Here is a 17,465-nt window from a genome sequence, read left to right on the forward strand (position 1 = left end):
TTATCCTGGGATATCACTTGATTTTTTTGGGATTAGGCGCGCTGTTTTTGGTAGCTAAAGCGATAGTTTTCGTCGGTTTGTACGACTCGACTATTCAGGAAGTACGCACTGTTTTGAGTCCTACTCTCGATCCGTTAGTTATCTACGCCTATCAAACTCATTTGGCCAGTGTTGACAATTTGGAAGATTTGGTGGTCACATTTAGTTTAGCTGGCTTGGCTTTTATGGCTTTTGTTTCCTGTACGTTTGCGGGATATAACACGATTATTTATCCTGTTGAATTCTACGGGAGCGATCGCCTGAGATTGACAAACGCACAATTTTTCTTGGGTATATTAGCCCTTGCCGGTCACATCTGGCACGCTTCTCGCGCCCGTTTGAATAGAAGCTGAATTCGATTAAAGTCAGAAACCAAGTTTATTTTTACTTTATTGCTGACTTAAATCTGTTTCCAATTTGTGTGTTTTTTGAGAAATTACCCTATGACTGTTGTTATTTACTGCTTCTGTATCAGTATTTTGACACTCGTGTTTTTGTGGAGTGCTTCGCTAGCATTGCGAGAGGGATTCCAGCAACTCCGGCGTCTGCATCAAATTCCTTGTTCCAATTGCGAATTTTTTACTAATGATTACCGTCTCAAATGTACGGTGCGGCCGTGCGTTGCTTGTACTGAGGACGCGATCGGCTGTACTGACTTTGAACCGAAGACTTGTTTTGCCAATTCTTGCCAGCAACATTGCTCTAGGGTTCACAAAGATTATGCAGAAATGCCGACCAATTCTTCTGTTCCACCTTTAGCAACCGGAATGAGAAGCTAGTAAATTCCCCCTGATTCAGGGGGATGTATCACAATTATTTGGAGAAATTCGCGATGAATTTATACAGCGCTAACTCACTCAAAGTAGAACTAAACCAGAGAGGCTGCCGCCTGACTCCTCAGCGAGAAACTATTTTGAGCGTCTTTCAAACTCTGCGACAAGGTAATCATTTGAGTGCGGAAGAATTATACAATACTTTGCAAGATCAAGGAGAACGAATTGGCTTATCTACTGTCTACAGAACGCTGCATTTATTAGCAAGAATTGGAATTTTGCGTGAATTAGAATTAGCAGAAGGACACAAGCATTACGAACTAAATTTGCCGGAATTGCACCACCACCATCACCTAGTTTGCATTCAGTGTCACAAAACCTTTGAATTTAGTGATGAATCGATTTTAAAAATAGGCAAAAAGCAAGTTGATAAAGCTGGTGTAGAACTCCTTGACTGTCAATTAACTGTGCGTGCTGTTTGTTTGGAAGCGCTGCGGGAGGGATGGCCTTCTTTGGTGCCGAGCAATTGGTTATGTCCGAGATATCATTCGGAACTTGAGGAGGAAATGAGTTGAGTTGAATGAAAGACTCTTCGGGAATTGGGAATTGGGAATTGGGAATTGGGAATTGGGAATTGGGAATTGGGAATTGGGAATTGGGAATTGGGAATTTTCTGTTAGTTATTATAACCCACTACTAACAAACAACTAATGACCAATGACAACTGACCAATGACAACTGACCAATGACAACTGACAACTGTCAACTGTCAACTGTCAACTGTCAACTGACAACTGACAACTGTCAACTGACAACTGACTTCACTTGTACTCAAGCAACTTCAGAATCGGAACGTTGGTGTTCCATCCGAAATACGTTAGCGTACAAACTAGCAACAATCTGTTTGCCTTCTTGGGTCAATTGCAAGTAACCGAGAGATTCGCTGATGTGAGGATAAATGCCGCTCCAGTAAAACTTAGAGTAGCTTTGTAGCAAGTCGCCCGGATGCCGGTATCCCAAAATTTTAGTAGCACCGCTTTCTTCCAACTCGTAAAACAGCGCGCCAATTTTCTGCAAATATTGCGGGTTGCTGAGCTGACCTATCAAGTCAGCACCGCGAACTAAATTAGAATAATTAACTGCATCTTCGTCAATGTTTCCGTCAAGCACCGAGAAACGAGTCTGTTCTATGTTCTGCTTAATTATCTCAGCATTAATTAGCTTGTGGTTGCCGAAGCGTTCGTCAATAAAAAGTTTGGCTCTGTCAACTCGGTAAGGAGCTAAGCTGGCGGCTGTTGCACCGGGAGCAAGTGCAATTCTCATGCCATCTTTTCCGGTAGCATACAATCCTTCTGATGTTTGGTCTTGCCGACAAACTCCTTTGACATATCCGATATCTTGGCACAGCAAAGAAATGATGTAGTGCAGCCAGTTTTCGCAGGATACTCCGCCCTTGCGAATGTGTTTCCCACGCAAGATTTCTTGGCCGACTAATGTAATGCAAATCGCGTGTTCTACATTGTGATAAAGAGCATCGCTGCTGGCGATGTTTTCTAGTGCCATTGCCCCCACCCAGGCAATAATGTCGGCATAGTCTGATTTGTAGCCTCCGTAAGTGCGACTGTATCCGTTCTCCAGTTGTTTTATGAAAGCCTCGATCAGCAGTTCTGTATAATTAAACATACCCTGTCCTTTTACTTTAATATTGCCTTTCAAGAGCGGTGAATCTATTTTGAGTCTCTCTAATATTATGGATGAGATTGTAACTCGGAACTCAAAATTAATTCACTCGCGTGCATTGTTCGCGCTTGCCTTTGGGGGAATCTCAACACTCCCAAGCAACTCAGTCCATGACTGAAAGCCATCCCCGCCGCACTGCATAGAGCAGCCTACTGACAATTTTTCCATCGTCTGAGCTTCTTAAACTCTGAGAATTAATTTCGTATTGAATTTGGTGGAACACAGTCCTATCGATCTTACCGGATTTCCAAATGTTCAAGTAAAGTTCGGAAATTATGCTTTCAGGAATATAAGCTTGGGTTTTCATCTGCGGTCAACTGAATGTATATTGCTTATTGTCAGCTAATTTTATATAACTTTATGTGATGTCGATCTCTCTGAGGCTGTGATGCGATCGCACGCACTCAGTTGATGGGCGTCTGCGGAAAATGGTGATGCGATCGAAATATCGATCGCCACAAATTTTACTGACGGCTGTGGCCTGTATGACAGTTGCGCCTAAATTATATTATGTCACATACCATTCGCCTGTTGTGGTCGCCACGTTCTAACTCTGGCAAGGAAGTTCGATCGCCTGCTGCGGCAAATTTCTTGCCAAAAAAACTCTAGTCGTGTAATATATAGAGTCTGGTATCCTCACTTACCCATAATTATTTTCATTTATCCCATCCCCCTAGAGGGGAAGGGACTTTCAGTGCGGATGCCGCCAAATCACTATATTCAGCAAAAAGCTAGAAATGCCGTAACTCATGCCCACTATTCAGCAACTCATCCGTTCAGCACGGGAACAAACGCAGAAAAAAACCAAATCGCCAGCTCTCAAGAGTTGCCCCCAGCGCCGCGGAGTTTGCACCAGAGTCTACACGACCACCCCGAAAAAACCTAACTCGGCGCTGCGGAAAGTGGCTCGGGTACGGCTGACATCTGGTTTTGAAGTGACAGCCTACATCCCCGGTATCGGTCACAACTTGCAAGAACACTCAGTAGTAATGATCCGCGGCGGTCGGGTAAAAGATTTACCCGGAGTTAGATATCACATCATTCGCGGTACATTAGACACCGCCGGGGTGAAAGACCGCAAACAAGGTCGTTCCAAGTATGGTGCTAAGCGTCCCAAAGCGAAAAAATAACACGGCTATCGCCCGCCGGGGTGAAAAAGCAAAAATTAAGTCTGATCTGTCGATCGAGATTTGAGCCGAAAACCCCAAATTCAATCAATCAAAATCAAAAATCCCAAATAGAACTATGTCTCGCCGCACAGTTATTCAAAAACGTCCAGTTCCGCCTGATCCAACTTACAACAGCCGGTTGGTAAGCATGATGGTGAGACGGATCATGCAGCACGGCAAAAAATCCGTTGCCTCCAGCATCGTCTACGACGCCCTAAAAACCATCCAAGAACGCACAGGAGCTGAGCCGTTAGACTTGTTTGAAAAAGCAGTCAAAAACGCTACACCCCTGGTAGAAGTCAAAGCCCGCCGGGTAGGTGGCGCCACCTACCAAGTGCCGATGGAAGTACGTTCCGATCGCGGAACCACCCTCGCCCTCCGCTGGCTGATCAGATTTGCCCGTGCCCGCACAGGCCGCTCGATGGCAGCCAAGCTGGCTAACGAACTGATGGATGCAGCTAACGAAACCGGCAGTGCTATTCGCAAGCGCGAAGAAACACACCGTATGGCCGAAGCTAACAAGGCTTTTGCTCACTACCGGTACTAATTGCCAAATCGGGCATGGATCAGAGGTCGATCGTGCGGCATAAAAGCATCGGGCGATCAATCGAAAAGTGTCAATTTTGAGTTATTGAGATTGCTTCTCCTGGGGCAATGCTGCCGGCCATTAGTGAAGCAAACTCAAAACTCCCAAAGTAAAAATTCACACATTCTCTGAATCCTCCATGTCGCATAGTTAATATTTTTGCAAACAAATGTTGCAAAAAGTATTAAAATGTAACAATAAACTCAATATACTTATCTTGTAAGTCGATTGGGAGTGCAAAATAAGGTTCTGTGTAGTATAATAGTATTATAACAGCAACACAAAATCAAAGGAGATAGCTGTGGCACGTATCGTCCCGCTAGAAAAAACTCGCAACATCGGCATCGCAGCCCACATAGATGCGGGCAAAACAACGACAACAGAAAGGATTCTGTTCTATTCTGGCATGGTTCACAAAATGGGTGAAGTGCACGAGGGGACAGCAGTCACTGACTGGATGGAGCAAGAGCGGGAGCGGGGAATTACGATTACTGCCGCCGCTATCACCACCAGTTGGAAAGATTACAAAATCAACATCATCGACACTCCAGGACACGTAGACTTCACGATCGAAGTCGAACGATCGATGCGAGTGCTCGACGGAGTGATAGCCGTTTTCTGCTCGGTAGGCGGAGTGCAGCCACAATCGGAAACAGTTTGGCGACAAGCCGATAGGTATCATGTACCCCGGATTGTGTTCGTCAACAAAATGGATCGAATGGGTGCAAACTTTTATAAAGTCCACGCCCAAATTTGCGATCGGATGAGAGCGAATGCCGTACCCGTCCAAATCCCGATCGGCAGCGAAGAAAACTTCCGGGGAATTGTAGATCTAGTGCAAATGAAAGCCTACATCTACAACAACAACACCGGCACCGACATCGAGGAAATAGAAATCCCCGATGAGGTAAAAGAACTCGCAGCAGAATATCGCACCAAGCTGATCGAATCCGTAGCAGAAACTAGCGACGCCCTCACGGCAAAATACCTCGAAGGCGAAGAACTAACGGAAGCCGAAATCCGCCATGCCCTGCGTCGAGGGACAATATCCGGGGCAATAGTCCCCGTACTGTGCGGTTCTGCCTTCAAAAACAAAGGCGTTCAGCTTTTGTTGGATGGAGTGATAGACTATCTGCCGTCGCCCTTGGAAGTTCCCCCAATTCAAGGACTACTGCCCAACGGCGACACCGCAGAGCGAGCAGCAGACGACAACGCGCCCCTGTCAGCCCTGGCATTCAAAATCATGGCAGACCCTTACGGCCGCCTGACCTTTGTTCGGGTATACTCCGGTATCCTGAAAAAAGGAACCTACGTCCTCAACTCCACCAAAGACAAAAAAGAGCGGGTTTCTCGCTTAATTGTCCTTAAAGCCGACGATCGGATAGAAGTTGAGGAACTCCGGGCCGGAGACTTGGGAGCAGCCTTGGGTTTGAAAGACACCTTCACCGGCGACACCCTCTGCGAAGAAGGATCGGCAGTGATTCTGGAATCCCTGTTTATTCCAGAGCCAGTCATCTCCGTGGCTGTCGAACCCAAAACCAAACAAGACATGGAGAAGCTCTCCAAAGCCCTCCAGTCGCTCTCGGAAGAAGACCCCACCTTCCGAGTCAACGTTGACCCAGAAACCAACCAGACAGTCATCGCCGGCATGGGCGAACTGCACCTGGAAATCCTGGTAGACAGAATGCTGCGGGAATTCAAAGTAGAAGCCAACGTGGGTCAGCCACAAGTAGCCTACCGCGAAACCATTCGCAAAGCCGTCCGCGCCGAAGGTAAATTTATCCGCCAAAGTGGCGGTAAAGGTCAGTACGGTCACGTCGTGATCGAACTAGAACCCACCGAAGTCGGAACTGGCTTTGAATTTGTCTCCAAAATTGTCGGCGGCACTGTACCCAAAGAGTACATCGGGCCGGCAGGACAGGGGATGAAAGAAGCCTGCGAATCGGGTATTGTAGCAGGATATCCCGTGATTGACCTCAAAGCTACTATGGTAGACGGGTCTTTCCACGACGTAGACTCCTCAGAAATGGCATTTAAGATCGCCGGTTCAATGGCGATCAAAGAAGCCGTGATGAAGGCGTCGCCAGTGCTACTAGAGCCTATGATGAAGGTAGAGGTTGAAGTTCCCGAAGATTACATCGGGAACGTCATCGGAGACCTCAACTCGCGTCGGGGTCAGATCGAGGGTCAAGAGACGGATCAGGGAATTGCCAAAGTTTCTGTCAAAGTTCCACTAGCAGAAATGTTTGGTTACGCTACCGATATCCGCTCAAAAACCCAAGGTCGAGGCATCTTCACAATGGAATTCAGCCATTACGAAGAAGTGCCGCGAAATGTGGCTGAAGCCATTATCGCGAAAAACAAAGGGAACTAATGATTTTGGATTTTAGATTTTGGATTTTGGATTGAATCCAAAATCGAGAATCTAAAATCTCAAGTCTAAAATCGCTAAAAAAAACAAGGAACAGATCGAGAATGGCACGCGCAAAATTTGAACGGACTAAACCCCACGTAAACATCGGCACCATCGGTCACGTTGACCACGGCAAAACAACTTTGACCGCGGCGATTACGATGACTCTTTCTGCACTGGGTCAGGCTAAGGGTAAAAACTACGCCGACATCGACGCTGCGCCAGAAGAAAAAGCACGCGGTATTACAATTAATACCGCTCACGTAGAATACGAAACTACAGGTCGCCACTACGCTCACGTAGACTGTCCCGGACACGCTGACTATGTGAAGAACATGATCACCGGTGCTGCTCAAATGGACGGCGGCATCCTAGTAGTGTCAGCAGCAGATGGCCCCATGCCTCAAACTCGCGAACACATCCTGCTAGCTAAGCAAGTTGGCGTTCCCAGCTTGGTTGTCTTCTTGAACAAGGAAGACATGGTGGATGACGCTGAACTGTTGGAATTGGTAGAAATGGAAGTTCGTGAACTGTTGAGTTCCTACGATTTTCCTGGCGATGACATCCCCATCGTGACCGGTTCGGGATTGAAAGCTCTCGAAGCGATGCTTGCTAATCCCAAAACCAAACAAGGCGAGAATGAGTGGGTTGACAAGATTTACAAGCTGATGGAATCAGTGGATTCTTACATCCCTACTCCAGAACGCGAAATTGATAAGCCTTTCTTGATGGCTGTAGAAGACGTATTCTCGATTACTGGTCGGGGTACTGTGGCGACTGGTCGGATTGAACGTGGCAAAGTCAAAGTCGGCGAAACAGTCGAAATTATTGGTCTTAAGGACACTCGCAGCACTACGGTGACTGGTGTGGAAATGTTCACCAAGTCCTTGGAGGAAGGCTTGGCCGGCGACAACGTGGGTCTACTTCTCCGGGGTATTTTGAAGGCTGATATTGAAAGAGGCATGGTAATTGCCAAGCCGAAGAGCATCTTGCCTCACACTCAGTTTGAATCTGAAGTGTACATTCTGAAAAAAGAAGAAGGCGGCCGTCACACGCCCTTTTTCTCTGGCTACCGCCCTCAATTCTACGTCCGTACAACTGACGTAACTGGTACAATCATGCAGTTCACTGCTGATGATGGTACGGAAGCTGAAATGGTGATGCCTGGTGACCGGATCAAAATGACTGTTGATCTGATTCACCCGATCGCGATCGAACAAGGAATGCGCTTCGCTATCCGCGAAGGTGGCCGTACAGTCGGCGCCGGCGTTGTTTCCAAAATCCTCAAGTAGGAATCCGCTAACGCTTTAAATAGCAGAAAAGCCTAATTAAATTTAGTGGCTTTTCTGCTATTTATTGATGAGTCATCAGTCAGTCGATTTGAGATTTTAGATTGATGTGCAACATTCAATCTGGATATTCAACAGCAGTCTAAAATTTTAGGATATCCACGACTAAAGTCGGAGAAGACCGTTTTTGGGCATGGTCATTAGTCCGCAGTTAGTTGTTAGCAAAAAAACAACTAACAATTGACAAGTGAAAACTAATGACTAATGACTACTGACTACTGACTACTGACTCCTGACTCCTGACTAACAACTAAAAACAAACTGAACCTAGAAAATTCAACAAAAAAATGGCAACTATTCCACAGCAAAAAATCCGCATTCGCCTCAAAGCTTTCGATCGCCGAATTCTAGACGCATCTTGCGAAAAGATTGTAGATACAGCAAATCGGACAGCCGCCACTGCGATCGGCCCGATTCCCCTACCGACAAAACGACGGATTTATTGCTTGCTGCGATCGCCCCACGTAGACAAAGATTCTCGCGAACACTTTGAAACCCGCACGCACCGCCGAATTATCGACATTCATCAGCCTTCGGCTAAAACAATTGACGCTTTGATGAAACTGGATTTGCCAGCCGGCGTAGATATCGAAGTGAAGCTGTAGATTGACGGAGGAGGAAAATGCCGAGACAAGGAACAATGGAAAAATACATTGTTCCTTCTTGGCGATCGCCATAGGGTTTGGAGTTGCTTTATAATTGCTCTTGCCTCATCAAGATACTCTAAGGTTGTGAAAATCAATTGACTAGCATTGGCTCCTATCAAATAAAGGTTCTCCTTCAATCTGTAGGAGAAAAAATCGCTTTACTTTCTCCAGCTAAAGCTGAGGATATGCCAACTAATTGGACTTTTAACTGGCCTATTTTGTGGGACAAGACTGAATTTGAGTACCAGAATATAGTCAAACTCGTTGATTCAGATAAAGTTTGGGGATTAGCTCGATATGCTCTTTATACGGATGAAGAAGGTTCTCCGAGATTCTTAGAAATCGAACAACTAGAAGCAGATCCCAGCAGTCGAGGTGAAATGCCCGATCGACCCATCAAACCCATCGGCAAATGGTTAATATGGTACTGCGTCCAGGTTGGGCTACAATATTGCACAGTAGCAGCAAATGACCCGCTAATTGTCCTGGTTTCCCTAAACGATCCTGTGTCATACTATAGGGATGTTATTGAAATGGAGTATCTTGGGCTTGGGCCTAGCGCTCCGGGAGAAGATGGATATGCCTTCAGATTTTTACGAACAGCAGCCGTCGCCTTCTGTCAGAGGCACGAAAGCGAATGGGAATTCCCAACCTTTGTTGACCAGTGATGAGGTAATGGCTGGAACAAAGGTGGTAATGACTCACGCCGAAAGGCAAGCGTTTCTCAAAACATCTCGCCTTGGAGAGATATTTGGTGTTGCTCATTTGCTCCCTGAAGTTGAAGAGGTTACTAACAAAGCAGCTCAGAAATCTTCAAGCTTGAAGTCGCTTCGGGGACTTTTCAAGCGCGGGCTACAAAAAAAAGATGAGTTATCTTATAATCACAATAAAGTTGCTAAACGCGACAATTAGTTGCTACGGAAACACCTGTGATGAGACGGGTATTGGTCGATGGCGAAATTCTTTTAGACATTCTGTTAGATAGAGATGTATTTGCGGAAGAGGCGTCCAAACTATGGCAGCTAATTGAGTCCCAGCAAATAGAGGCTTATGTAACACCAACAACTCTCTCCAAAATTTTCGATATTGGCAGAGAAAGTCAGGGGGTTGAGATTGCATGGCAGGCTGTCTCGCAGTTCCAAGAAATCATGAAAGTCTGCCCTGTTGACGCCAACATTATACAAAAAGCAAGTTCGTTCAAGCTCGATGATTTTGAAGTAGCAGTACAGTTAGCTTGTGCAACTGTTATGAAGCTTGACGTAATTATTACCCGAAAAATTCAAGAATTTTACCCGTTTTTTCAGGATTTCCAAGATATTGATGAAGGTATACTTTCCGTTGTGACAGCAGGAGAATTCTTGGAACGTCTGTTCTCAACGAGTCCGTTGGCAGAACTCTTTCGTTTTGTTCAGGAAGCTAATAAACGTCTGGATGTTAGTAAGCGCATTATTAGCAATGCTTCTACGATTGTTGCTAACTCAGTTGACACTTTGTTGACCGAACAGACTCAACTGATTGAACCCGACGGTACTAACAGATATACCGAGGGTCAAATCGCTGCTTGCTTGCCCTATCTGGAAATCCTTCTGCGCCATATCGTTTATGCGTTGATGGCAGGAGATTTAAACGTTTTAAAAGAGGGGTGCCTAAATGGTTGGCGCGAAACTTACCAAGCCCAGGGTATAGCCTGTGAATCTATGATAGTTGCTGTACAAAAGATGAAGCAGGCTGCAATTGCAATCGCAAATAACGCCAAGGGTATTACACCCGGTAATTGCAGCAGTGTAATTTCTGAACTGGCTGCTTATTTTGATTGTGTTGTCACTGCGCTTGCTGACTCGCAAGGATTGTAAGGTTCCCTAGCGATAAGCAAAGTGGTCCGCACCCGAAAGATAAGAGTATGTGCGTAATTACTGTCTATTTTGACAGTTCCGGCGCGGGTGAGGGATTTTTTTAAGCTCACCGGGTTCTGGCAGGACCAGGTGCGGGAAGATTTAGCTGCGTTCGCGCGCCTTTGCCGATCGCTCCCGCCCCAGAATTACTCAAATCAGTTAAAGTAAGAAAAAGAAGCGCAAGTACCGTCACCTTTGAGCGACAATGGCATCCTCCTCCTCTGTAGCAGTTCGCGAACTCCCCCTATTTCCCTTGCCGGAAGTGGTTCTATTTCCAGGTAGACCGCTGCCGCTGCAAATTTTCGAGTTTCGCTATCGAATCATGATGAATACGATTCTTGAGGGCGATCGCCGTTTCGGTGTACTCATGTGGGACCCCAACCAAAACAAAGTCTCAGCCGTTGGCTGTTGCGCCGAAGTGATTCACTGTCAGCGCCTCCCGGACGATCGCATGAAAATCATGACTCTCGGACAGCAGCGGTTCCGAGTCCTCGATGCCGTTCGGGAAAAACCCTATTTAGTCGGTTTAGTAGAATGGATTGAAGACGAACCGCCGCAAAAAGACCTCCGATCTTTGGGCAAAGAAGTCGAACAACTGCTGAGAGATGTAGTTCGCCTGTCTAGCAAATTGATGGATCAGCCGATCGACCTACCGGATGACATTCCCAGTTTGCCCACAGAACTGTCATACTGGGTAGCCAGCTATCTTTACGGTGCAGCGACAGAACAGCAAACTCTTTTAGAATTGCAAGATACAGCAGCGAGATTGGAACGCGAAACCGAAATTTTGACCTCTACTCGCAATCACTTGGCAGCAAGGACTGTACTGAAAGATACGCTCAAATAGGGAATTAGCGCAGGCAAAAAGTACGATCGGTTTTGCCTGCATTGAAGCCAAAATTACACACAAATCATACTATTTTCGATTTTCGATTTTCGCATTGGAGATTAAATAATTGAGAATTAATAGACCTTTTACAAAAATATCTAGGAACGGGCAAGATGCCCGTTCCACAGAAAAATTTATTGTTGTGGAACGGGCATCTTGCCCGTTCCAAAATTAGATGCTTGTGTCACAAAATCTCGACCAACCGAAACCATACGATGCAGTTAGAGGAGGTCAACTGCCACCTCCTGTGGGCGGTGTCGTGCTCGGCGGATTAGCCGGAGTTAAACATCGGCTGTCTAGTTCTGTTAGCGAACATCGCATTGCCGCCCTCAAGGAAGCTTTGAATTACGGCGATGCAGGCTTAAAAATAGCGATCGAGATTTGTCAAACCGAAACAGGGCCTGTGCAGCGGGCGGCCTGCGATTTGCTGCGAGAAAGGCTGAGTGCGATCGCCCGCGGAAAATTACAGGCCTTTGTACCTGCAACTTTAGATTCCGAAACAGGGGCAGACAGGACTCAAAAAATCTTAAATAACTCACCGAGTGCAGTCTCAGAAAAAAGTATCGATCGACAGTTGTCAGAAGCACAGTTAATATTTGAGACAATTATGCAGCAAATGCAACCAAATTTGTTGCTGTTAGAAGCATTAGTCGCCTCTGTAGAACGCGAAGAATTTACCAGCGAACTGATGAATCTTTGGGAGTTGTTAATCTCAGAAATTCAGGAACTTCTCAAAGAACTGCGTCAGGCTGTTGGCAGTGCGATTTCCGCCCAACTCCGCATTCAGTGGCAGTACAATCAAGCTGAATCTCAAGCCAATCAGTGGCAGCAGCGAGCTTTGCTAGCTCTTCAGAAAGGCGATGAAAATGTGGTTCGCCAGGCCTGGGTTCGGAAGCAGATCGAGTTAGATAAGGTAGCAGAACTAAAAATTGATTTAGACGACCAAACTGTGCGAGTAGAAACTCTCAACCGCAACTTGCTAGCTTTGGAAAGTAAGATTGCTGAAGCTAATTCTAAAAAAGAGATTCTGAAGATGCAGCTTCATTTTGCCAAGGTACAGGAGCAAATTAACTGCACTTTCAGCCAAATGAATAATATATTTTTTCGTCCTTAGTTGTGGAATTCTGCGCGTATATATTGCGTAATTTCAGAGTTGTCTGATGCAAAACTGAATCGCTCCGCTTAAATTTGTTGCCTTATCAAATTTAGCGCCTTCGAGCTTAGCACCGCATAAAAAGGCTCCGCTCAAATTAGCACCGCGCAAGTCAGCTTCTGTCAAATCGGCGCCCTGAAGATTAGCTTCATACAACAATGCTCCTTTCAGGTTAGCCTGTTTTAGACTTGCTCCCCGCAGTTTTGCTTCGCTTAGATTGGCTTCTCTGAGGTCTGTATTGTCCAAGCAAGCATCAATGAGGTTGGCTTCGATTAGGTTTGCCCGGTACAATGAAGCCCCGCTCAAATCAACACCAATCATTTTGCTGTCGCTCAAATTGGCGTTTTTCAGGTTTGCCTCAATCATGTCAGCTCCTGTCAATCTGGAAAAAGTTAGATTTGCTCCAGTCAAATCGGCCGCCTTTAGTTTGGTCATTACCAGGCAAGCATTTTTGAGGTTGGCACCTATTAAGTTCGCCCAACTTAGGTCTGCCGAAGCTAAATTGATTTCTTTCAAAATGGCACAAGCCAGATTAATATGAATCAAGAAAGCTTCTCGCAAAGAAGCCTCTTTCAAGTTGGTTTCATGAAAGTCTCTTTCTCCGGCTGCATATCGCTTCAGAAGTTCATCCGCATTCATCTGGCTAGCCTCCTAAGTTGTATTTAAAATTATACTACTGACAGTACAGTGTAACACCCAAAGATTTTTAAAGTTTCCGTGTGTTTTTTTAGCTCTTCTAGTGCCGATCGCACTAATGTAGAACAAGCATCCGCTTCAACGTCCATAAAGAAAATATATTCTCCGAGCGATCGCTTAGTCGGCCGAGATTCAATCCGACTTAAGTTAATACCGCGACTGGCAAATACTTGTAAAGGTTTTACCAGTGTTCCCGGCATATTTGCAGGTACGCTAAAAGCTAGTGATGTGTGAGTACAATTGGACGGTAAAGCATCAAGGATCAATGTAGCAGCAGATTTGGTGATGGATTTGATCAATGATTCATCGGCGGCTTCTGGGTTGCCAATTTCTCCTGCATTCGGGCCGAGTATCCAAAATCGAGTGTAATTGTCGGGATAATCATTAATCGGGCTCGCTAGCATCGGCAATTTGTAGAGTTCGGCGGCTCTGGGCGAAGAGATTGCCGCTATACTACTATCTTCCAGGTACTGCAACGCTTCCGTGGTTGAATTGGCTGGGATCAACTGAGCCTCCGGGATAAACTCGGCCAACCACAACTGACACTGAGCTAGGGCTTGCGGGTGAGAGTAAACTTTTTGAATCTCGTTAAAACTTTGAGCATTTGACAGCAGCGCGTGGGAAATCGGCAAAACCAGGGCGTGTTTAATGCGCAGTGTATCCAGTCGCCACAGGGTATCTAGGGTAACAGTCACGCTACCTTCGATCGAATTTTCCACCGGCACAATTGAAAAATCAACCTGTCCAGAGGCAGATGCTTCTAGTGCCTGAGAAATGGTTGAATAAGGACACAGGGTGCATTGGGAGTTAGTTTCTTGGCTCAGCCACTTGGCATAAGATAGAGCGGCTGTTTCTGCATTAGTACCTATAGGGCCGAGATGTGCGATCGTCTTCGAGGGCTTCGCTAAGGAAATTTTCATAATAATCGGTAATTTTACGTTACAAATGTTTGCTTTACTCTCATCAGCGAGCAAGTATGATGAAAAAATTAGTGATGTACCGAAAGCTTTTATCCGTTATTTCTCGGATGACATTGCCTGAGTGTGCGAGTTAACCCGCAACTCATATCACCTAAAAAAAGTTATAGTTTATTAAGATATGCTTACGAATCCTATATATTGATATCTTCTCATGTATATACGCTTTAATGCTTTCCAATCCATTGAGATCGCCGTACCAGATGAACGGGTTCCCATTCAACATTATCTGCGCCAGCCGAGGCGACTGGTGAACGCTCTGGTCGATCGCACTCGCACAGAGCAACTTAGCGATGACTGTTTCCGCCTGAAAATGCGGCCGTTACAATTTATGATGCTGAGCATTCAACCCACAGTAGACATGAGAGTGTGGGCGCAGTCGGACGGCACAATCAATTTGGAGTCCGTCGCCTGCGAAATTCTCGGCGTGGATTATATAAACGATCGCTTTGCTCTCAATCTTAAAGGAAAGCTTTATGTGCACCAAAGTAGCGGGGTAGCATACTTGAAGGGAAAAGCGGATTTGGAAGTGCAAGTAGAGCTACCACCACCGTTTTGGCTGACGCCTAAATCGATTTTAGAAGCAACGGGCAACGGTTTGCTCAAGAGCGTGCTGCTGAGCGTCAAACAGCGGTTGATGTACCAGTTACTTTTAGATTATCGCCGGTGGGCAAGCAACGAAACTGAGTTAATATCGAGTGATATTCCTCAAATCTTGTCTTTAGAAGGTTGATTTCGTACTAGAGAATCTGTAGACTTGCATGGCATTGCCCTCGCTCTCAATTCTTGAAATCATCTGCGTTTATCTGCGTTTATCTGTGTTTATCTGCGGTTGACCCGCTCTATTAAATATTTATGCAATTCGTTTTATGAATTAATGTATAGGTATATTTGGGCAAAAATCAGCCCAATTGCCCAGATATTAGTTAGATGATCGAATTGTGCTGAAGCTTTGTTGGAGTTTGCGAGCAGGCATAGATACCGGCCGGTCAGTCAAGATCGATTTGAGTCAGCGCTCCATGTTCATAGTCTTCGATGATTCCCCCAGTCTGAGACCAAGTAGTTGAGTTTTCTTTTGAAACTTCGTCCTTTTTGTCGGCGAGTTCAGAATGTGGCGGCCGAGTTATTTTGGTCGGTGGGACAGTCGTCGCGCCCACGCGAATCCTGATTTTCGGCCCGGAATTGCCCAAGCGAATCGTCATCCCGTCCGCTAATGAAACCTGAGCGATCGGTCTATCATCTACATAAGTGCCGTTAGCGCCAAAATTAATAATTTCCCAGCCATAAGGGTGATTCCACAGCTCTACGTGGTGGCGGGAAACTACAGCGCTGTAAATAATTACATCATTGTCGTTCGATCGACCGATCCGAACCACCGATTCGGATTCAAAACACCAACTTTGAACCGGGACAGACTGGATAGGATGTAGCAGAGTTAAGGTGATCACTGATGTTTTGACACTCCACCGCAAGACAGAAACGGGGATGATTCAAGAGCTAATTTTTGGGATAAAACCGCAAAAAATTTGATAATTAAAGGCGTTATCAGTCCGACGCTACTCATTCTAGATGAAATAATAGTTGGTTGTATCAAACAGCATAGGTCTTTTTGAGTTGCTAACATTTTCCTTATTGATGCAATACGTTTAAAATACAATGCTTTGAGTAGCGGTGGAATTCCTCGCACAGAAAGCCTCAATCTCCTACGAAAATACCGATCGACCTTCCTGGTACGGGCCGCCCCAAAAATGCGATCGGCAAGTAGCAGCTTTCTCGATCAGGGAGGCCACACTAAGAGGGCAAATCGGACTCTGGCGGTTGTGCCGGATCTGGCGGTACAGATTCATCCCTTTGCCGCTTCAACTCTGCCACTTTTTCTTGAGCTACATCCCTGACTTCTAGAGCTTTATCTTGAATTTTCCCCGCCAGATTTCGAGCGCCCCGCTTCACGCCAGCCACATTTTTGAGAGTTTTGTCGAAATCTTCCTGTAAAAACTCTGCTACGATCCCGACTTTGTGGTGCAGTCCCTCCGCATACTGCACCGGTTCCGATACAGTAGCCTCAGAGACGATCGCCCGCTTGCTGCCGATGGTCGAAATAGCTGCCACCGGCAGCAAGTAAATCCCGTCTAAAACGCCGCGCCAGCCGCTCGATTTAAACAGGTAATCGGTAACAGAACCAGTGCGGACATCAAATAGGTAGTCAACCACCGTACCCGCCTTATTTCCTGCATCCGTGAGCACCTCAAGCCCGATCGGACAAACAGCTTGTTCCGGCTGATGCAATTCCGGGAGTTCCGGGTTAATCGTCACAAAAACATTTTCGCCCACCGTATCAACTTGCGCCCAAGCGAACCAGGTTTTTTTGCTGCCCAAAAGTCCCGACTTGCAAGTAAAGCCGATCGCCCGCTGGGAGTGAGGATCGAGCCAAAGCCGATCCACCCTGCCGACCTCTTCCGCCGTGCGGCGGTCGATCGTGCGACGGCCTTGCAGTTCGCTGCGCCTAACAATCTGTTGTGATGTACTCATAAATAAACTCCTGAGTGCCAGCGAGAGAAAAATGTCGATCGTCCAAAGATGCCGATTTAATATTCTTCTTCTTGTTCCGAATAATTGCGAGTATTTTCTGCCTCCGTCAACTCCTCTTCTTCCTTGGAAGTGCCAACTTCTTTGTGGCTGGGAAGAGGAATCGTGCTAATCTGGGCGTCCTCCGAGGGAGCGTCAATTACCTTAGCTTCCCTTGACTTGACGCTAATTTGTGCTAACTGGACTGAGGACTGATTCGCATCGACGTTGATTTGAATTTTCGGTCCCGATCGAGCCAAGTGAACGATCAGACCGTCCACAACGGGAACCTTAGCGATCGGCTTACCATCGAGGTAAGTGCCGTTGGTACCTAAATTAATCAGTTCCCAAGTTATACCGCTGCGTCGCAATTCGATGTGGCGACGAGAAACCACAGCGCTAAAAAGAACGACGTGGTTTTCGGTCGATCGCCCGATCCGGACGACCTGTTCGTCATCAAAGATCCAACTGCGGACGGGAATAGACTGGAGTGGATGTAGCAAGGTCAGCTTAATCACATTGGCAGCATTGAGTTTTGGTAGAGCGCCTCAAGATGCGATTTTAGATTTTAGACTTT

At 46.2% G+C, this 17,465-nt stretch carries 21 protein-coding genes; 14 read left to right on the forward strand and 7 right to left on the reverse strand.

The window, feature by feature from the left end:
* Positions 1–47 precede the first annotated feature (47 nt).
* The 3 genes from QUB66_RS07605 (at position 48) to QUB66_RS07615 (ending at position 1,387) form a co-directional block, all read left to right on the forward strand.
* Positions 48–392, forward strand: a complete 345-nt coding sequence (locus tag QUB66_RS07605; RefSeq protein ID WP_332967119.1) for a hypothetical protein — start codon at positions 48–50, stop codon at positions 390–392.
* A gap of 90 nt (positions 393–482) precedes the next feature.
* Positions 483–818 carry a hypothetical protein gene (locus tag QUB66_RS07610; protein WP_265238348.1) on the forward strand — a complete coding sequence of 112 codons (336 nt, stop codon included), beginning with the start codon at positions 483–485 and terminating at the stop codon, positions 816–818.
* Between the two features lie 53 nt (positions 819–871).
* Positions 872–1,387, forward strand: a complete 516-nt coding sequence (locus QUB66_RS07615; protein WP_332967122.1) for a transcriptional repressor — start codon at positions 872–874, stop codon at positions 1,385–1,387.
* A 256-nt stretch (positions 1,388–1,643) separates the two neighbouring features.
* Here the strand turns inward: QUB66_RS07615 and QUB66_RS07620 are convergent, their stop codons facing one another.
* Together QUB66_RS07620 and QUB66_RS07625 are read right to left on the reverse strand one after the other, a co-directional pair.
* Positions 1,644–2,495, reverse strand: coding sequence for an Npun_R2479 family HD domain-containing metalloprotein (locus QUB66_RS07620; RefSeq protein ID WP_265238352.1), 852 nt, complete (start codon positions 2,493–2,495; stop codon positions 1,644–1,646).
* Positions 2,496–2,655: 160 nt separating this feature from the next.
* Positions 2,656–2,859 carry a hypothetical protein gene (locus tag QUB66_RS07625; RefSeq protein ID WP_265238354.1) on the reverse strand — a complete coding sequence of 68 codons (204 nt, stop codon included), beginning with the start codon at positions 2,857–2,859 and terminating at the stop codon, positions 2,656–2,658.
* Between the two features lie 442 nt (positions 2,860–3,301).
* On the opposite strand from QUB66_RS07625, the gene rpsL reads away from it, so the two are divergent.
* From rpsL to QUB66_RS07675, 10 genes are all read left to right on the forward strand, one after another.
* Entirely contained in the window at positions 3,302–3,682 is a 381-nt protein-coding gene (gene rpsL, locus QUB66_RS07630) for a 30S ribosomal protein S12 (RefSeq protein ID WP_096831142.1), read from the forward strand.
* Between the two features lie 115 nt (positions 3,683–3,797).
* A complete protein-coding gene (rpsG, locus tag QUB66_RS07635; RefSeq protein ID WP_006632196.1) occupies positions 3,798–4,268 on the forward strand; it encodes a 30S ribosomal protein S7 in 471 nt (156 codons plus the stop codon).
* Between the two features lie 340 nt (positions 4,269–4,608).
* Positions 4,609–6,681, forward strand: coding sequence for an elongation factor G (gene fusA, locus QUB66_RS07640; protein WP_265238380.1), 2,073 nt, complete (start codon positions 4,609–4,611; stop codon positions 6,679–6,681).
* A gap of 101 nt (positions 6,682–6,782) precedes the next feature.
* Entirely contained in the window at positions 6,783–8,012 is a 1,230-nt protein-coding gene (gene tuf, locus QUB66_RS07645) for an elongation factor Tu (RefSeq protein WP_265238382.1), read from the forward strand.
* A 344-nt stretch (positions 8,013–8,356) separates the two neighbouring features.
* Positions 8,357–8,674, forward strand: coding sequence for a 30S ribosomal protein S10 (rpsJ, locus tag QUB66_RS07650; protein WP_194011386.1), 318 nt, complete (start codon positions 8,357–8,359; stop codon positions 8,672–8,674).
* A gap of 137 nt (positions 8,675–8,811) precedes the next feature.
* Positions 8,812–9,384, forward strand: a complete 573-nt coding sequence (locus tag QUB66_RS07655; RefSeq protein ID WP_332967123.1) for a hypothetical protein — start codon at positions 8,812–8,814, stop codon at positions 9,382–9,384.
* 28 nt (positions 9,385–9,412) lie between these two features.
* The gene (locus QUB66_RS07660; protein WP_332971218.1) at positions 9,413–9,628 is read left to right on the forward strand and encodes a hypothetical protein; all 216 of its coding nucleotides are present in this window, start codon (positions 9,413–9,415) and stop codon (positions 9,626–9,628) included.
* 32 nt (positions 9,629–9,660) lie between these two features.
* Positions 9,661–10,569, forward strand: coding sequence for a PIN domain-containing protein (locus QUB66_RS07665; RefSeq protein WP_332971219.1), 909 nt, complete (start codon positions 9,661–9,663; stop codon positions 10,567–10,569).
* Between the two features lie 244 nt (positions 10,570–10,813).
* The gene (locus tag QUB66_RS07670) at positions 10,814–11,455 is read left to right on the forward strand and encodes an LON peptidase substrate-binding domain-containing protein (RefSeq protein WP_265238384.1); all 642 of its coding nucleotides are present in this window, start codon (positions 10,814–10,816) and stop codon (positions 11,453–11,455) included.
* Between the two features lie 217 nt (positions 11,456–11,672).
* Complete coding sequence (locus QUB66_RS07675) at positions 11,673–12,611, forward strand: PspA/IM30 family protein (RefSeq protein WP_332967126.1); 939 nt, start codon at positions 11,673–11,675, stop codon at positions 12,609–12,611.
* Between the two features lie 33 nt (positions 12,612–12,644).
* Here QUB66_RS07675 and QUB66_RS07680 read toward each other — a convergent pair whose 3' ends face one another.
* Together QUB66_RS07680 and pheA are read right to left on the reverse strand one after the other, a co-directional pair.
* The gene (locus tag QUB66_RS07680; RefSeq protein ID WP_265238388.1) at positions 12,645–13,289 is read right to left on the reverse strand and encodes a pentapeptide repeat-containing protein; all 645 of its coding nucleotides are present in this window, start codon (positions 13,287–13,289) and stop codon (positions 12,645–12,647) included.
* Positions 13,290–13,318: 29 nt separating this feature from the next.
* The gene (gene pheA, locus QUB66_RS07685) at positions 13,319–14,266 is read right to left on the reverse strand and encodes a prephenate dehydratase (RefSeq protein WP_332967128.1); all 948 of its coding nucleotides are present in this window, start codon (positions 14,264–14,266) and stop codon (positions 13,319–13,321) included.
* A gap of 211 nt (positions 14,267–14,477) precedes the next feature.
* Between pheA and QUB66_RS07690 the strand changes: the two genes are divergently transcribed.
* The gene (locus QUB66_RS07690; protein WP_265238391.1) at positions 14,478–15,056 is read left to right on the forward strand and encodes a DUF1997 domain-containing protein; all 579 of its coding nucleotides are present in this window, start codon (positions 14,478–14,480) and stop codon (positions 15,054–15,056) included.
* 256 nt (positions 15,057–15,312) lie between these two features.
* Here QUB66_RS07690 and QUB66_RS07695 read toward each other — a convergent pair whose 3' ends face one another.
* From QUB66_RS07695 to QUB66_RS07705, 3 genes are all read right to left on the reverse strand, one after another.
* Positions 15,313–15,771 carry an FHA domain-containing protein gene (locus QUB66_RS07695; RefSeq protein WP_265238393.1) on the reverse strand — a complete coding sequence of 153 codons (459 nt, stop codon included), beginning with the start codon at positions 15,769–15,771 and terminating at the stop codon, positions 15,313–15,315.
* Between the two features lie 343 nt (positions 15,772–16,114).
* The gene (locus QUB66_RS07700; protein WP_332967130.1) at positions 16,115–16,852 is read right to left on the reverse strand and encodes a PRC-barrel domain-containing protein; all 738 of its coding nucleotides are present in this window, start codon (positions 16,850–16,852) and stop codon (positions 16,115–16,117) included.
* Between the two features lie 56 nt (positions 16,853–16,908).
* A complete protein-coding gene (locus QUB66_RS07705; protein ID WP_442923156.1) occupies positions 16,909–17,391 on the reverse strand; it encodes an FHA domain-containing protein in 483 nt (160 codons plus the stop codon).
* Positions 17,392–17,465 lie beyond the last annotated feature (74 nt).

It is taken from the genome of Microcoleus sp. A2-C3 (genome assembly GCF_036706065.1).
In the GTDB taxonomy this organism is placed as follows: domain Bacteria; phylum Cyanobacteriota; class Cyanobacteriia; order Cyanobacteriales; family Microcoleaceae; genus Microcoleus.

What these genes read in the sequence shown, in the direction of transcription:
- QUB66_RS07610 (WP_265238348.1), top strand. Translation starts at nt 483, where the DNA reads ATGACTGTTGTTATTTACTGCTTCTGTATCAGTATTTTGACACTCGTG.
- QUB66_RS07615 (WP_332967122.1), top strand. Translation starts at nt 872, where the DNA reads ATGAATTTATACAGCGCTAACTCACTCAAAGTAGAACTAAACCAGAGA.
- QUB66_RS07620 (WP_265238352.1), bottom strand. Translation starts at nt 2,495, where the DNA reads ATGTTTAATTATACAGAACTGCTGATCGAGGCTTTCATAAAACAACTG.
- QUB66_RS07625 (WP_265238354.1), bottom strand. Translation starts at nt 2,859, where the DNA reads ATGAAAACCCAAGCTTATATTCCTGAAAGCATAATTTCCGAACTTTAC.
- rpsL (WP_096831142.1), top strand. Translation starts at nt 3,302, where the DNA reads ATGCCCACTATTCAGCAACTCATCCGTTCAGCACGGGAACAAACGCAG.
- rpsG (WP_006632196.1), top strand. Translation starts at nt 3,798, where the DNA reads ATGTCTCGCCGCACAGTTATTCAAAAACGTCCAGTTCCGCCTGATCCA.
- tuf (WP_265238382.1), top strand. Translation starts at nt 6,783, where the DNA reads ATGGCACGCGCAAAATTTGAACGGACTAAACCCCACGTAAACATCGGC.
- rpsJ (WP_194011386.1), top strand. Translation starts at nt 8,357, where the DNA reads ATGGCAACTATTCCACAGCAAAAAATCCGCATTCGCCTCAAAGCTTTC.
- QUB66_RS07660 (WP_332971218.1), top strand. Translation starts at nt 9,413, where the DNA reads ATGACTCACGCCGAAAGGCAAGCGTTTCTCAAAACATCTCGCCTTGGA.
- QUB66_RS07670 (WP_265238384.1), top strand. Translation starts at nt 10,814, where the DNA reads ATGGCATCCTCCTCCTCTGTAGCAGTTCGCGAACTCCCCCTATTTCCC.
- QUB66_RS07675 (WP_332967126.1), top strand. Translation starts at nt 11,673, where the DNA reads ATGCTTGTGTCACAAAATCTCGACCAACCGAAACCATACGATGCAGTT.
- QUB66_RS07680 (WP_265238388.1), bottom strand. Translation starts at nt 13,289, where the DNA reads ATGAATGCGGATGAACTTCTGAAGCGATATGCAGCCGGAGAAAGAGAC.
- pheA (WP_332967128.1), bottom strand. Translation starts at nt 14,266, where the DNA reads ATGAAAATTTCCTTAGCGAAGCCCTCGAAGACGATCGCACATCTCGGC.
- QUB66_RS07690 (WP_265238391.1), top strand. Translation starts at nt 14,478, where the DNA reads ATGTATATACGCTTTAATGCTTTCCAATCCATTGAGATCGCCGTACCA.
- QUB66_RS07700 (WP_332967130.1), bottom strand. Translation starts at nt 16,852, where the DNA reads ATGAGTACATCACAACAGATTGTTAGGCGCAGCGAACTGCAAGGCCGT.